Raw genomic sequence first — 14,988 nt, 5'->3', positions numbered from 1 at the left:
AGAGGGATCCCTCAATAACAGGCCGGATATATGGGTGCAATGAACTCTTCTCAAAATCGTTATCGAATGTCTTGCAAACCGGATGGGTCCATATATGCCAAAGAGCGGCCATGGGGCGGACGGTCGTCTCGCTAATCACCATGACTCACCCTTTTAGCATCCGTGTAGCTTGCAGGTTTTAAAGAAACACACAGCATGCTTTGGGACAAAAGCGAGCTAGATTCCAAGCTCTAATTCATGAGTTTCAGATTAAAATTTGTAATGAACTCATTGAAATCATTAATTGCCACCGAGCCAAACATCAACAAGTACGTATAAGGCACTAACCTGTGTGGCCAAACAAAATCGAAAATCTGGTAAAAAGACGGAAGATACAATCGTAAATTCCATCCTAACGCAACCACCCTCATGATAAAAGTTACCCAGCCCTCCAATGAAAACTGATCTCTTTGGGCTAAGCAACTCAAGAATCGTCTGAGGTTTAGAAAGGTTTAGATAACCCGATTTTAGTCTTATATTAATCAGCCAAACTTACCTATTAAGATTGGCATCATGAATGCAAATACGGCTAATGTAGTACCTATAATCAACAGTATTCGACATGAGGAAGCAATTTTATTTAAATCTCCATCATTTAGTTGATGATATTCCTCTTTTAATAAGAACATAATTACTTTATTTGAATTACTAAGGCTATTGTTGTAAATATAGCCAACTTTACCTAACGCTTCCCACTTTTCAGGATATTTACTTTCCAATAGTAACGACATTTTTTAAAGGAAATAAAATACCAAACAGTAATAGGAAAAAGGCATATAATACAAACTGTCCAAAGATATTGCATTGTAGTAGATCCGACCACCCATTTTAAATCAACAACATAATGCACTTTCAGTTTGCCTACAACTTGTAAAAGTTAACATTGTGAAAAAAGAACCATCAGCAGTCGCAAGGACAGCATCAGGGCAATAAATTACGCTAATCCCTTTAAAAAAGGGTGTATTTCAGACGAGGTATATTGTCCCTTAGTGTTTTGGAGAGGTTCGGCAATGATTGCTGTCGAAGTAATATACATTGTTGTCAGTTGCACTAAAAATGCTGGCAGCTTGCCGCAAAGTGCCGTCGTCGCTTTTCGAGATGTTCGCAGTAATCGCTCAGTTCTTGCAGAGTCCCCCTAAGTAATAGAGGCTCATTGACATTACATTCCTGCACGCTTTTCACAGGTATTGAAGTTCTGTGGAGAGCAAAATGTCACCGGTGTATAAATTATTTCTTGATACTTTTGTTTGGTGACAATTTTATATAAGGTCAAAATGGCCTGTCTGCCCATTTCATAGGGACTTTGACCAATGTTGATATGGGCAAGGCGGTCTTTCAACATAGTTAATTGCTCTGGAGAGGTATCAGTAATAATAACGACGACCTCCTTGTTGCTAATTTTTCCTTGGTATGGGGCAATCATCTCACGGTAAAGCGCTGCATCATTTTGAGCCCAACCACCAACAGCAATAAATGAGTCTGCTTTCACTGGCTTGCCTTTCATAACAGACTCCATTTGTTTAACCGCTTGACTAAGTTGGTCGAAATTAAACAAAGGTTCTCTCACTTCTGTCCAGCCCTGCTCGTTATTAAGTAATTTCCCAGGAGGAATATCGTATTTTTTTCCCGACAACGCAGAGCGAACCCCCATCAGTCTTAAATTCAAATTGGGAGAATCAGGGCGCCCAGATTGCATAATAAGCGTCCCTCCATTGGGCCGTAATTTTTTTAATTGTTCACCTAATGATTTACCCAATTCGAAATTGTCTGTACCGATATAGGCTGAGCGAAAATTCTTGGGGTCTTGGTTGATGGAAGCATCAAAATCTGAATCATAGGTGACAATTGGAATACCGGCTTCTTTAGCTCTTTTTAAGCTATTTTCGAAAAGATACTTAGATTGCGTAACCGCGACAGCAATCCCATCGATACCTTCATCAATCAGTTGGTTTATGACCTCGTCTTGCAATCTAACACTGCTTGATTCTGGCCCTCGATATACACATTCCACACCTTTTATTTCAGCGGCGGCATCTATACAGCCCGTTTTACTTTGATCAAAAAAAACACTATAAAATTTCGGCACAACAGCAAATTTCAGATCTTTTCCATAGCCAGAGGATGCGGGTAATAAACTGAAGGTAATAAACAACATAAGTAATCTTGTCACACGTCCTCCCAACAAATGAAACCGTCACTAAAGCTTCATAACAAAATGTAGCAAAGGAATAGCGTTAGCGACATGAGAGACAACGTTGTTATTAAGTATCATTGATCTACATCATGCATTCACAATGCTATTGTGCACAGCTAACTGCCAGAAAAAGATTAAAAGCACATATAAACAATAAAATAGAAACACATCACATTAGGTTCGATCGCGAATAGATTGTTTATTTTGACCGCTAAATATCCTCACTTAATACCTAGGGCGTATTGCGGCCCTAAGCATTTGCAGTGGCTGAACCAACCATCAGTTTCAAAAATATTTTGAAACTGATAGCCGTTTTGATCACATTGTTTTTTGCCTAAACCTGCTTAAAATGCTGAGGTTGATTTTGTATTCCTAGATGATTTGGAGCCGTTACATGAGTGATTTAAGTTTTCTCGCTAAAAAGCGTTACACCACTAAGGCCTTTGATCCAACCAAGACAATTCCTGCCGACAAGATTGCCGACATCAAGACCTTATTACAGTTCAGCCCATCATCAACCAACTCACAGCCTTGGCACTTTGTGCTTGCCGGTACGGCAGAAGGCAAAGCGTTGATCGCCCAAGCGACTGAGAACTACGCCTTTAATACCCAAAAAATTCTCAATGCTTCCCATGTGGTAGTACTGTGTACCCGTACTCAACTCGATGAAGCCCATTTACTGCAAGTGCTAGAGCAAGAGGCCAAAGATGGCCGTTTTGCCAATGAAGAAGCCAAACAAGGCCAACATAATGGTCGCTCTTTCTTTGCCAATATGCATAAATTTGAGCTAAAAGACGCCCAGCATTGGATGGAAAAACAAGTCTATTTAGCACTCGGCACCCTAATGTTAGGTGCCAGTGTGCTCGATATTGATGCTTGCCCGATCGAAGGTTTCGATGCGACTAAACTTAATCAAGTCTTAGGCTTACGAGAAAAAGGTCTGTGCGCTTCTGTGATTGTAGCCCTTGGTTATCGCTCTGAAGAAGACTTTAATGCTAAATTACCTAAGTCACGTTTAGCACAAGAAGTTATCTTTACTGAAATCTAAATCCTGACGCCGAAGCTAACCGTAAGTACCCTTGTTTTGCATAAGTGAACAAGGGTATTTTCGACCTCGTCCCATCACTCATCGTAAAAAAATTAACACCATTCCCGCCAGCAAAGCCTAAGCGCCCTTGAGGCAAATTGCTCTAAAATCCATCTTTGCCTACACTTTGCACTGTGGCATAGTGTACATCTAGCACGCTGTAATTAGCGGCCAATTTAAGGTAAAAACCTTAAAAATCTTATGGATAGATGTACACTCAGCTGAATCGCCACACTCGCTTGATAACAACTTAGGATGGGACTGTCAGTATGCTACTCGCAAAACCTTCACTCAGTGCAGAAGCTCAATCGGCAAAGCTTTCGACCACTAAGGGGGATAATCCGTTAATCTGGCCAGTGCTATCAGTGTTACAAGCTTCCAATCAAAGTTGGAAAATCCATCACCTCGCCACCGAATTACAGAGCAGAGGGCTTATCCATCCTTTAGATGAAAACCCGGGTAATGATTTATTTAAGCGTAACTTTCTACTGATGAATGCCCTGTTCGAACTGCAAGAAATGCTTCTTCCTAAGCAATGGTTACAAGTTAAAGCAATGGAAATCCAGATTTTCCGCCTCGTGCCATCAAATGTTAACTTATTGATAATGGAAGAGACTTCCCTGCGAGAATATTATCTTGACTGGAATAACTACGACACCAGCGAAAACGTGGTGAGAGAATTATTAGAGGCTTTCTGGAGCAGTTATAAGAGCTACATTGGCCTCAATGTAAATTTAATGCACAAAGGACATGCCCTAAGAGTTTTTGAGTTAGATGAAAGTGCAACCCCAAGAGATATCCGCAAACAATGGCGTCGTTTAGCCCTCAAATGGCATCCTGATAGACCCGAGGGTGATGCAGCCCGCTTTCGCGAAGTCTGCGAGGCTTGGCAATCCCTGCGGGATATTGCTTAGCGAATGTTGATATATCTGTGATCCCCTTTGCAGTCTTGCAAACTTCTAGGTCTAAACTCCCACGGGATCACAGATTTAGTTCAATATCGGCGCACTAATTCAGCGATAATTAAGCATTTCAAACTAACCTAAAACCATCTTCACGCTGGTATAACACAAGCGTAATTTCAAGATTGAATCAGCTTATCCATTACCATTAGGCACAACGCATAGCACTTAATGTACTGGATTCAATCTAACCGACTTTGAGGGTTCTATGATCAAACCAATCGCCTTGGCTGTCGCCTTAATCGTTGCACCATTCAGCAGCTTTGCAGCAAATTTTGTGGAAGGCACTCACTACACTCAAATTTCTGATAAAGCGCCGAGTAGTGAGCCTAAACTTACCGAGTTTTTCTCCTTCTATTGCCATAATTGCTTCAATATGGAAACCAATTATCTGCCTGATATCAAAGCTAACTTAAACAAGGGCATTGCATTTGATACTAAGCATGTCGACTTTATGAATAGTGCTTTAGGGACTGAAGTCATGCGTTCGCTGGCCGTCATCCAAGAACTGGATAATAAAGACGCTCTAACCCATGCCATGTTCGCCGCGATCCAAGGAGAAGAAGGCGCTAATGGTCACGACCACAGCGCCCCTGGACATAAGCACGAATCGCAAATCAATAGCCGTGACGACATAAAACAAGTCTTTGCTAAGTTCGGTATAGACGCGGCAAAGTACGACAAACTTGCCGACAGTAAAAGCACAGATGAAAAGCTAGCCCTTTGGCGTGCCCAGCAAAACCAATTCCGCGTTGAAAGCGTGCCAGCCTTTATTGTTAATGACAAATATGCAGTTAACTTAAGCAACATCAGAACCTTAGACGAACTGATTGGCTTAATTAACTATCTTGCCGTCGAAAAAGATGCACAGGCACCTAAAAGTTCTGGTGGTAGCCTAAACTGGTTATTCTTAGCCTTTGCCGCTGCCGTCGCTCTTGGCCGTCAAAAGCGCTTGAGTTAACGTTAAGCGTCCGTATAAATCGCTCAATAAAAAACCAGCATTTCTGCTGGTTTTTTTTATGTCTTTCATAGCCTACGGAAAGTTACGCTCAGCAACACCTTTAGCCGTTACACTCACCCCGAGTTCTGCTGCATGAATAAAGAAAGGGGCTTCCACATCATCGGCATTATTACTGACATCAGGATCATCATTTTGCGCTAAACAGGTATACCCTAAGTTGTAATCACCTGCGACCACAAAACCAAATTCATAATCGTGACCAATGACTTGACCATTTGTATCTGTGATTTCATTCACCCTAGCCGCAGCGATTGGTGCAACTTCAGTGGCAGTATCTGCATCAGTTCTGAAATCCTGCATTTGCTCAAGCGTGGTATTAGCTGGATACAGATAGACCGCTGGTGAAAACACCGAACCACCCGCTGCCACTTCACAACCTTGCATCACGGTGGTACCAATGGTGCCTTTAATCGCCCCCACTTCGGACTGATTAAATAATTGCACCGAGGTAGGCTTCAGAGTCCAGTAATCTTTATTTCCGTGGGGATCCTGTAAGCCTTTACTGAGATCAAATTCGGCGACAAAGCTATTTACGCCCGCCGCAATCGTAAATGCTTTATTGAAAAATAATCGTCCAGTATCACTCTCTTCAGCGCCGACACCACCGCAAGAACCATTGCTGTTCGTCGTTAAACCATACAGGGTGTCATTGAAGGTTTGCACATGGGAGCTTTCACTATTCGCTACAGTGCTGTTTTTCATGTAAAGGCACATTTGGTATTCGCCGACAGGGATCGATTGACCACTCACCAATGTTTCTACCGCACTGCCTTGAAAAGCTAATAAATCGACAAATTTGACGGCACCGTTAGGTGCGACATTGAATGAATAGCTACCCGTATCGTTCTTTAACACGACTTGTCTAAATGCAATAGTGACAGATTTTGCATCAGCGGGATTATCCGATACACCAAGGTTAAATGTCGCCATTTGTGGAACCGAGTCCTCGGAATCCGAGCCACCACAACCAAACAGTAAACCTGTCAACGCTATCGCTAGTGCACTTTTTTGAATATTCATAGGATACCTTCATTTAGCTTCCAAAAATTATTCTCAAAATCCTCATCCTCCCCAATCGCTTAAGTACACTGCTATCTGATATTGAAAACAGTGACTCAAACGTGTTTGGATGGACATGGAGAATTAAGTCTAGGAGTTGAGTGTGCAGTTTGTCGATGAACGTACGCTGAACATTTAAAACCAGCGATGATAACTAAAATAGAAAATGTATTCGTAGCAAACAATAGGAAACAAAGTTATTGCCTAATAAATTCAATAATATGTGTTGCGGCCAATATGATATGCAGTACTAAAAAGCCAATAAAAGCATCGGCACAAATTTGATGATAACCACGCCAAGTCATTGCCAGTGGTGTTCCTTGGTAAATAAACCATACAACGCCAGTTAATCCTGTCGCGACCAGCAGTATCATGCCAATCCCTTCGATACAACTAAACAAGCCTTTGCCACCGGCTACGGGGAGCTTGCCTTTAAAAAGGCCTTTAATATCCTGCACCAATTGTTCCCAATCGCCCACCAGCCAGGCAAAATACTGGTGCCATTTGCCTTGGAGGCTATTACGCAACAAAAATAAAATCCCTAACGCAGCACACACAAATCCTAGGTAAACATGCAGATAATCCCAAATGCTAGCATTAGCACGCAGGCTTCGACCGATAAAAATCCACGGACTGGTGCAGATGAGTAGACTTGCGGACAACACCAGCCAAACATGCAAACGCGCCAACAAAAAATCGAATATCAAGGTTAATTTGTTCGACATATAGGTTTACCCTCGACAATCAACGTGAGCCTCAACCGCTCGCTTAGGCTTGGTGGATTTGTAATCCAAACTCATGCACTTTTTGCCAGTCAGTGTATTCAACATTAGTAACAGGATCCGTGGGCCCCTTAGTTAACCACATGATAAAACGTATGATATTCCTATCAAATGCATTATATCCCTGATAATTCAAATTACCGCCAAACACTTGCAACAACTGAGGACGCCAAGTCGTTTTAGTTAAAAACGCCTGCATATAGGGATTAGTCTCAGGGGTATTTTTTTCAGGTTTACGGGCAACTAAACTCACAGAGAAAAATCCACCGACTTTTTGTGTCAGGATTTGCTGATGTTTCTGAATAAATTCATACAGCGCAGGATTATGTTTTCCGTGACGAATACTAGCGCCAATGATGATCTTATCGAAGGACTCCATCGCGGGGACGGCTTTTATATCAGCAATCACCACCGAATTACCTAACTCTTTGAGTTGCTGGGCTAACTGATTCGTGATCTTACGAGTTTGACCATGAACACTGGAGAAGATGATCAGAATTTTTTTCACTTAAGCCTCTATTATCTCAACAAAAATAAGAAAAAGCGGCCAGAAGAAAAACAAGTACGGCGGCCTTATGTTGACCTAAATATACCAATCAATATGATACTCAATGCCTCGCAATCCAGAAGGTAACCACAAGATAAACAATGCGCTTCTATGGATAGCGAGTCCGCTAGCGATATTTAGGTTTTCCACGCAAAAAGCAAACTGCCTATTACGATATTGCATACTAGGTGATTTAGTCATCTATTTACATGAAATAGATCACGGGCTTAGCGCCAAACCATCCCTCGATATTCGGTAATTCTAGCTTGCTCACAAAAATAAAAATCACCACTCTGAGGATCAAAATGTTACAAAATCAGCAATTCCAGCCCTAGTCTAGCAGGCGTGAATAAAAGCAAACCAACTCGGAGACTTAAAGCTAACAATCGACTAAGCTGGACACTTTTGGCAGAGCGGGTATTCTCCCTAATTTGCAATGTAAATTAGCAGACAAGTGATACAGGATTAAGGCATGAAGGATTCGGATATTTTAATGCTTGCGGATGAAGCCGCTCCCGCTGCGGAGGTCTCTGCCCGTAAAAAAGCCCTTTTACTTGGCCGTCAACTCGGCCTCGCCAGTGAGGAAGAATATCGCCCAGCCAATGCCTCGATTGCCGAACGCGCCCAGCATCGGCAGCGTAAACTCGCCAGCCAGTATCAGGCAAATGTTGAAACCATTTTCGCCCTCGCCTTAAGTTATACCTCTTCCGACATGACGGGGGTGGATCTCGATCCCGACTGGAGTCATCAATTTTTTCTGATGGCGGAGCAAATCCATAATCGAAAAATGCAGGACCTATGGGCACGTATTCTCTCTAGTGAAATCATCAACCCAGGAAACTTTAGCCTGCGCACCTTAGCGCTACTTAAGCAATTAACGCACAGAGAAGCGCAAATCCTCGAAAAAGCCCTAGGCATGGCAGCAAAAGTGAATAATGAGCAGCGCTTAAAACTCATTAGCGGCTATCGGCTCACGGGCGGGATTGGCCAATATTTTCGCAAGCATACCAACATCACCCTAGGTCTCTCGCAATTTGGTCTGCCCTACTCCAGTATTCTTACCCTAGTTGATGCGGGGATACTCCACAGCAGTGAGTTTGAAACGGGTTTACTCAATAGTAAAACCCCCATCCAACTCACTATGCCCGGTATTCAAATGAAGCTAACCCCTAAGAGCGGTAATTTGCTCTTTAGTTATTATCGATTAACACCTATTGGCGATGAACTAGCGCAGCTTGTGCTTCCTAAACAGGACCAAGAATACCTTAAAGCCCTTCAAGCCCTATTTGCCAAGGACTTTAAGATTGAATAACAAGCTGTTATAGACTGCTTCTATGCCAGCGCAGTGAGGCGATTTGGGCTAATAACATCGATTGCGGTTAAATAATCAATCAAAGCCCGAACTTGAGATGCTAAATCCCCTTTGCTGGTATCAATCGTCAACTCAGCGGAGAGCGGGGCCTCATAGGGTGATGAAATCCCAGTAAAATGTGCGATTTCGCCCTTGCGTGCTTTAACGTACAATCCCTTGGGATCACGCGCTTCACACACGCTAAGTGGCGTCGATACATGCACTTCGATAAATTGTCCAGCGGGGAATCTTGCACGTATGCTATCGCGCTCTTCTCGGGTGGGAGAGATAAAAGCTGATAACACCACCAAGCCCGCATCCACCATAAGTTTTGCTACCTCGCCAACACGGCGTAGGTTTTCATCCCTGTCGGCCACGCTAAAACCCAAATCTTTACATAGACCGTGGCGCACATTATCGCCATCGAGCAGATAGGTGTGAAAGCCCGCTTCAAATAATGCACGCTCAAGCGCACCTGCTAGGGTCGACTTACCTGCACCAGAAAGCCCAGTAAACCAAAGCAATACCGGATTCTGCCCCTTAAGTTTGGCTCTGGCTGCTTGGTCGACACTATGTTGATGCCACACTATATTGCTCATAAAAACTCCTCAAACCTTAATAAACCAACGACTAAAGGCATCGTTAAAACGGAAAGATGATCGGCACCATAAAAATCACAATCAGCGAATACAGTAGGGATAAGGGCAGCCCTAACCGTACAAAATCACTAAAACGATAGTTACCCGCATTAAACACCATCAAGTTGGTTTGATAACCATAGGGCGAAATAAAGCTAGCGCTAGCCCCAAACACCACAGCCATAATAAAGGGCCTTGGATCGACGCCATAATTCAGCGCCACCGCATAGGCGATAGGAAAAGCCAAGGCCGCGGCGGCGTTATTGGTGACCAGTTCAGTCAACAACAAGGTAACTAAATAAACCCCCACAAACGCCCCAAACACCCCGTAACCATTGATTGCGCCGAGTAAGCCTTGAGCGAGTCCCTCAGCAAGGCCTGTGCTCATCATCAGGTTCGCCAAACCCAAAGCGCTGCCCACAATCACGACTAACTCGAGCGGGAAACGGCGCTTAAGTTCAGATAAGGTTACGGCGCCAATGGCAAAGTAGCTGAGCAGCAATAGCACCAATCCTTTTGCCAAGGGTAAAATCCCCGCCAGACTCAGGCCAATCGTCAACACAAATCCGGCTAACACGATACGACTGCGTTTAGTGTCTAAACGCACATTCAAATCGAGTCCGCTGACGGCGGCAAATTCGGTACTTAGCTTAGCATTGGTGCTAAAACCATCCCCCGGCGTCAGCAGTAACACATCGCCCGGCTGCAATACGATATCGCCCAAGCCGCCCTTTAACGGATGATGGCCACGGCGAATCGCCATAACCGCCGCATCAAACTGCTCGCGAAAACGAGATTCCTTTAAGCTGCTGCCCACTAGGCTCGACGAAGGGGCCAATACCGCTTCGACTAGGTTTTGTCCCTTGGCCTGATGCTTACCAAACCAATCGAGGCCATCGAATTGATGCAACAGCTCCACCGACTCCACCGCGCCACTGAACCGCAGCACATCGTCCGCTTGCAATACTAACTGTGGCGGAACCGGACAAATACAAATACCGCTACGCTCAAGCTCGACTAAATAAAGCTTTTTTAGGGCTCTGAGCTTGTTGTCCACCACACTGCGACCGACTAAAGACGAGCCTTTAGCGACATGAGCCTCAAGTAAATAGGGCAGTGCTTCTTCGGTCGTTTCATCCCGTCTGTCGGGCAAGGTATTAGCCAGCATGATCAGTAGCGGAATGCCTAACAGTACAATCAACGCTGCAACAGGGGTAAACTCAAAGAAACCCAGCGCAGGTAAGCCCGCATTTTCCACAAACGAATTAACGATAAGGTTAGTGGAGGTACCAATCAGTGTGAGCGTTCCCCCAAGAATCGTCGCATAGTTAAGCGGCAGTAATAACTTAGCGGGCGCATGGGCCTGATTACGGCGCACTACCCCAATCAAAGATGCCACAACCGCAGTGTTATTGGTAAATGATGACAGCAGAGCCGTGGAAAATCCCAACTTTGCCATTGTCATCGCCAACGAGCTATTACCAATCACTTGGCTTAACTTTCCCAGCAATGAAGTCTTTTCCAGCGCTGTCGCCGCAAGCACCAATAACACTAATGTGACTAATCCCGTATTAGTAAAGCTAGTGAGCGCTGCGTCGAGCGTTACCATACCTAGGAGGTAACATATTAAAAAAGCAAATAAAAACAACACCGCAGGGTTTATGCGGCCAGCAATTAAGCCAGCCAACAACCCAAACAACACTATCGCCAATAGCCACAAGTCACTCACAAATTAGGCTCCAAGCTTTGAAATATCAATCGCTTGCCAGTGCGGGAAGTGTTTACGTACTAGCGCATTAAACTCCAGCTCAAAGGCACTAAATTGTGAAGACACTTGCTTGCTCACATGTTGACCTGATACCACCATCACCGCCGCCACAGTGGCATTGGATAAACGGTCAATCAGGATCATGCCGCCAGTATCACGTACCAGAGAATAGGCATCGAAAACGATATCTTCGGTCAGCTCTAAGGTCACGCGAGCGATGGCATTGAGCCCTAGTGTGTCGGCGCTGCTGCGCGCAAGTGTGTTCACATCAACCACATATTCTATGGTCGAGACTGAGGCTTGAGTCTTTTTACCCGCAACCTTGATGTCATATAACTGGCCGAGTTGTAGTGGTTTTTCATCCATCCACACGAGGTCAGCCACGATTTGGTTGGCAACCTGTGGCGCACTCTCTGGCAGAGCCAGTAAATCACCACGGGAAATATCGATTTCATCTTCTAAGGTGAGAGTGACGGCTTGCCCCGCCGTTGCCTCGGCCAAATCGCCATCGAAGGTCACGATACGCTCAACCTTGCTGCGTTTACCCGAAGGCAGCGCTACCACTTCATCACCCACCTTGATGACACCAGAGGCTAAAGTACCGGCAAAACCACGAAAATCCAGATTTGGACGCGACACATATTGCACCGGGAAGCGCACGGGTAAGGCACTCAGTTCACGTTGGGTATCAATGGTTTCTAACAATTCCAGTAATGTACCGCCCTGATACCAAGGGGTATGTAAACTTGGCTCGACCACGTTGTCGCCATTGAGTGCGGATAAGGGCACAAAGTGGATATCTAACTCACCAAAGCCTTTAACGAACTCACTGAAATCATTACGGATACGATTGAACACTTGCTCATCAAACCCGAGTAAATCCATCTTATTGACCGCGACCACAAAGTGGCGAATACCCAGCAAAGAGGCAATAAAGGCATGACGCTTGGTTTGGGTCTGCACGCCGTAACGCGTATCCACTAAGATCACCGCTAAGTCACAGGTTGAGGCGCCAGTCGCCATATTACGGGTGTACTGCTCATGACCTGGGGTGTCGGCGATAATGAACTTACGCTTATCACTTGAAAAATAACGATAAGCCACATCGATAGTGATGCCCTGCTCACGCTCAGCTTGCAGACCATCCACCAGCAAAGCTAAGTCGATTGCTTCGCCCGTTGTGCCCATCTTAGCGCTATCATTTTTTAAGCTAGCTAATTGATCTTCATAGATCTGCGCGCTGTCATGCAATAAACGGCCAATCAAGGTGCTCTTGCCATCGTCTACGCTGCCGCAGGTTAAAAAGCGCAACAAACCTTTATGTTGCTGCTGGGCTAGATATTCTTTTACCCCATGCTGGCTGATTTCTGCCGCCATACGATTAGTTTTCTTGACCGCTTTATCCATCTTTATCTCACTCTTATCTTGCTCAACTGTTCGTGAAGTCTGCTGGTACTTGGTTGATCTAAAAGCCTTCATCGGGACATTCACGAAATAGGTTTAATCTGTCTCTGAACCTTCGCTCGAAATGCCTTAGTTTAGAAATAACCTTGGCGTTTCTTCTGCTCCATCGATGCACTCTGGTCCGAGTCAATCAACCGCCCTTGGCGTTCGCTCGAGCGAGTTAGCAGCATTTCTTCGATGATTTTTTCGAGATTGTCCGCCTGCGAATGCATTGCCGCCGTTAATGGATAGCAACCTAAGGTTCTAAAACGCACCACCTCATGCTTAATGGTTTCACCTTCTTCGAGCTTCATGCGCTCATCGTCGGCCATAATCAACTGACCACCACGCTCAACCACAGGGCGCTCAGCCGCAAAATACAGGGGCACTAACTCAATGTTTTCTTGATAGATATATTGCCAAATATCGAGTTCAGTCCAATTCGATAATGGGAAGACACGAATACTTTCGCCCTTGTTCACAGCGCCGTTATAGGTGCGCCACAGTTCAGGGCGCTGATTCTTAGGATCCCATCTATGGTGACGGTCGCGGAACGAATACACTCGCTCCTTCGCGCGGGATTTTTCCTCATCACGACGCGCACCACCAAAAGCGGCATCAAAACCATATTGGTTTAATGCTTGCTTTAAGCCCTGGGTTTTCATGATGTCAGTATGTTTTGCACTGCCATGGTCGAAGGGGTTAATCCCTTGGGCAACGCCCTCTGGGTTAGTATGAGTTAATAATTCAAAGTCAAATTTTTTCGCCTGCGCATCACGAAAGGCGATCATCTCTTTGAATTTCCAGCCCGTATCCACATGCAGCAAGGGGAATGGGATCTTGCCGGGATAAAAAGCTTTACGCGCAAGATGTAACATCACCGAAGAATCTTTTCCGATGGAATACAACATGACTGGATTATCGAATTCGGCTGCGACTTCCCGAATGATCTGAATGCTTTCGGCTTCCAGTTGTTGTAAGTGGCTTAATTCACGCCCGGCCATACTCTTCTCCGTTTACCTAAAATGGGCTGCGACAGGCAGCTGGATTTAACTTAACTATTTCTAAAAAATGTTCTGATTTAACTAAATTTTTGCTGCAACTTTGGTCGTATTTAAAGCGTCAAGCGGCAGCAGGCCTTCGCCCTTGGGCTGAAACCAATTTAAGGTTTCGGACAACCCCACCACTTCGCCAATAATCATTAATGCGGGCATTTGCAACTGCGGATCAGCAGCAAGTTGTTCGAGTGAATCTAATTGCCCAATAAAACGTTGCTGCGACTGAGTGGTCGCCTTCGAGACGATGGCCACTGGTGTCTCTGGGCTACGACCTGCGTTGATTAACCCTTGACGGATAATGCCCGCGTTTAAAATCCCCATATATACAACTAAGGTATTGTTGGGATTAGCATAACCCTGCCAATCCATCGGACGGCTTTCTAACTGGCAATGGCCAGTAATAAACGTTACCCCTTGGGCATAATCCCTGTGGGTTAATGGAATACCCGCATATGCCGAAGTGCCGCTGGCGGCGGTAATCCCGGGAACCACTTCAAATTCGACGCCCGCTTCGACTAAGGTTTGTAACTCTTCACCACCGCGACCAAAAATAAACGGATCGCCGCCCTTCAGGCGTACCACGTTTTTACGGGTATAGGCTTTCGTCACCAGTAACTGATTAATTTCATCTTGCGCCGCGCTATGCTTGCCTGCACGCTTACCGACGGCAATTTTTTCAGCATCTTTAGGAATCAAATCGAGGACATCTTGGCTGACGAGCGCATCGTATAACACCGCATCGGCTGACTTTAGAATGCGCCACGCTTTAAGGGTTAATAACTCCACATCGCCGGGGCCCGCACCAACCAGCCAGACTTTGCCCTTAGCGCTTTGGCCTGGTAAAGATAAAACTTCCATCACATTCCCCGATATGAGATCAATGTGTAGCAATATAGCGCCAGTTATATTCCATAATAAATATAAAATCATTAATTGTTATATCAAAAAGAAATAACAAAAGAATTTGAATTAAGCCAGTTAACTATAAACGAGGTTGGCAAAAGCACCATACTGACTAAAATAAGTTAATTATCTGAAA

13 protein-coding genes are annotated in these 14,988 nt (G+C 44.7%); 4 read left to right on the top strand and 9 right to left on the bottom strand.

Features of this window, described 5'->3' with window-relative positions:
- Window positions 1-1,198 precede the first annotated feature (1,198 nt).
- Complete coding sequence (locus tag HG547_RS05190) at window positions 1,199-2,209, bottom strand: sugar-binding protein (RefSeq protein WP_169547199.1); 1,011 nt, start codon at window positions 2,207-2,209, stop codon at window positions 1,199-1,201.
- 418 nt (window positions 2,210-2,627) lie between these two features.
- Between HG547_RS05190 and HG547_RS05185 the strand changes: the two genes are divergently transcribed.
- The 3 genes from HG547_RS05185 to HG547_RS05175 all read left to right on the top strand — a co-directional run bounded on the left by HG547_RS05185 (window position 2,628) and on the right by HG547_RS05175 (window position 5,243).
- Entirely contained in the window at window positions 2,628-3,281 is a 654-nt protein-coding gene (locus HG547_RS05185; protein WP_047535396.1) for an oxygen-insensitive NAD(P)H-dependent nitroreductase NfsB, read from the top strand.
- Between the two features lie 308 nt (window positions 3,282-3,589).
- On the top strand, window positions 3,590-4,234 hold the full coding sequence (locus tag HG547_RS05180) for a DNA-J related domain-containing protein (RefSeq protein WP_069454357.1): 645 nt from the start codon (window positions 3,590-3,592) through the stop codon (window positions 4,232-4,234).
- A gap of 256 nt (window positions 4,235-4,490) precedes the next feature.
- Complete coding sequence (locus HG547_RS05175) at window positions 4,491-5,243, top strand: thiol:disulfide interchange protein DsbA/DsbL (protein WP_169547198.1); 753 nt, start codon at window positions 4,491-4,493, stop codon at window positions 5,241-5,243.
- 72 nt (window positions 5,244-5,315) lie between these two features.
- Here the strand turns inward: HG547_RS05175 and HG547_RS05170 are convergent, their stop codons facing one another.
- The 3 genes from HG547_RS05170 to hemG form a co-directional block, all read right to left on the bottom strand.
- Window positions 5,316-6,323, bottom strand: a complete 1,008-nt coding sequence (locus HG547_RS05170) for a DUF4382 domain-containing protein (protein ID WP_169547197.1) — start codon at window positions 6,321-6,323, stop codon at window positions 5,316-5,318.
- A gap of 236 nt (window positions 6,324-6,559) precedes the next feature.
- Window positions 6,560-7,087, bottom strand: coding sequence for a cytochrome b/b6 domain-containing protein (locus HG547_RS05165; protein WP_037426111.1), 528 nt, complete (start codon window positions 7,085-7,087; stop codon window positions 6,560-6,562).
- 43 nt (window positions 7,088-7,130) lie between these two features.
- The gene (gene hemG, locus HG547_RS05160) at window positions 7,131-7,652 is read right to left on the bottom strand and encodes a menaquinone-dependent protoporphyrinogen IX dehydrogenase (protein WP_037421655.1); all 522 of its coding nucleotides are present in this window, start codon (window positions 7,650-7,652) and stop codon (window positions 7,131-7,133) included.
- 511 nt (window positions 7,653-8,163) lie between these two features.
- On the opposite strand from hemG, the gene HG547_RS05155 reads away from it, so the two are divergent.
- On the top strand, window positions 8,164-9,003 hold the full coding sequence (locus tag HG547_RS05155; protein WP_037426109.1) for a TIGR03899 family protein: 840 nt from the start codon (window positions 8,164-8,166) through the stop codon (window positions 9,001-9,003).
- Window positions 9,004-9,023: 20 nt separating this feature from the next.
- Here the strand turns inward: HG547_RS05155 and cysC are convergent, their stop codons facing one another.
- The 5 genes from cysC to cobA all read right to left on the bottom strand — a co-directional run bounded on the left by cysC (window position 9,024) and on the right by cobA (window position 14,807).
- Window positions 9,024-9,641 (bottom strand): adenylyl-sulfate kinase, encoded by a 618-nt coding sequence (gene cysC, locus HG547_RS05150; protein ID WP_037421649.1) that lies wholly within the window; start codon window positions 9,639-9,641, stop codon window positions 9,024-9,026.
- Window positions 9,642-9,684: 43 nt separating this feature from the next.
- Window positions 9,685-11,409, bottom strand: a complete 1,725-nt coding sequence (locus tag HG547_RS05145) for an SLC13 family permease (RefSeq protein ID WP_069454355.1) — start codon at window positions 11,407-11,409, stop codon at window positions 9,685-9,687.
- A gap of 3 nt (window positions 11,410-11,412) precedes the next feature.
- On the bottom strand, window positions 11,413-12,855 hold the full coding sequence (gene cysN, locus HG547_RS05140) for a sulfate adenylyltransferase subunit CysN (protein ID WP_169547196.1): 1,443 nt from the start codon (window positions 12,853-12,855) through the stop codon (window positions 11,413-11,415).
- Window positions 12,856-12,986: 131 nt separating this feature from the next.
- The gene (gene cysD, locus HG547_RS05135; RefSeq protein WP_169547195.1) at window positions 12,987-13,895 is read right to left on the bottom strand and encodes a sulfate adenylyltransferase subunit CysD; all 909 of its coding nucleotides are present in this window, start codon (window positions 13,893-13,895) and stop codon (window positions 12,987-12,989) included.
- Between the two features lie 81 nt (window positions 13,896-13,976).
- Window positions 13,977-14,807: a uroporphyrinogen-III C-methyltransferase gene (gene cobA, locus HG547_RS05130; RefSeq protein ID WP_169547194.1), complete on the bottom strand. Its 831-nt coding sequence runs from the start codon at window positions 14,805-14,807 to the stop codon at window positions 13,977-13,979.
- Window positions 14,808-14,988: the final 181 nt, after the last annotated feature.

Source organism: Shewanella sp. DNRA4 (genome assembly GCF_012843185.1).
GTDB lineage: Bacteria > Pseudomonadota > Gammaproteobacteria > Enterobacterales > Shewanellaceae > Shewanella > Shewanella xiamenensis.
Note: the sequence above shows the minus strand (reverse complement) of the source record. Positions and strands in the feature narration are given on the sequence as shown.

Bases quoted from the DNA above. Each gene is read 5' to 3' on its own strand.
- HG547_RS05155 (WP_037426109.1), top strand. From the start codon at position 8,164: ATGAAGGATTCGGATATTTTAATGCTTGCGGATGAAGCCGCTCCCGCT.
- HG547_RS05170 (WP_169547197.1), bottom strand. From the start codon at position 6,323: ATGAATATTCAAAAAAGTGCACTAGCGATAGCGTTGACAGGTTTACTG.
- cysN (WP_169547196.1), bottom strand. From the start codon at position 12,855: ATGGATAAAGCGGTCAAGAAAACTAATCGTATGGCGGCAGAAATCAGC.
- HG547_RS05165 (WP_037426111.1), bottom strand. From the start codon at position 7,087: ATGTCGAACAAATTAACCTTGATATTCGATTTTTTGTTGGCGCGTTTG.
- HG547_RS05180 (WP_069454357.1), top strand. From the start codon at position 3,590: ATGCTACTCGCAAAACCTTCACTCAGTGCAGAAGCTCAATCGGCAAAG.
- cobA (WP_169547194.1), bottom strand. From the start codon at position 14,807: ATGGAAGTTTTATCTTTACCAGGCCAAAGCGCTAAGGGCAAAGTCTGG.
- HG547_RS05185 (WP_047535396.1), top strand. From the start codon at position 2,628: ATGAGTGATTTAAGTTTTCTCGCTAAAAAGCGTTACACCACTAAGGCC.
- HG547_RS05175 (WP_169547198.1), top strand. From the start codon at position 4,491: ATGATCAAACCAATCGCCTTGGCTGTCGCCTTAATCGTTGCACCATTC.
- cysC (WP_037421649.1), bottom strand. From the start codon at position 9,641: ATGAGCAATATAGTGTGGCATCAACATAGTGTCGACCAAGCAGCCAGA.
- cysD (WP_169547195.1), bottom strand. From the start codon at position 13,895: ATGGCCGGGCGTGAATTAAGCCACTTACAACAACTGGAAGCCGAAAGC.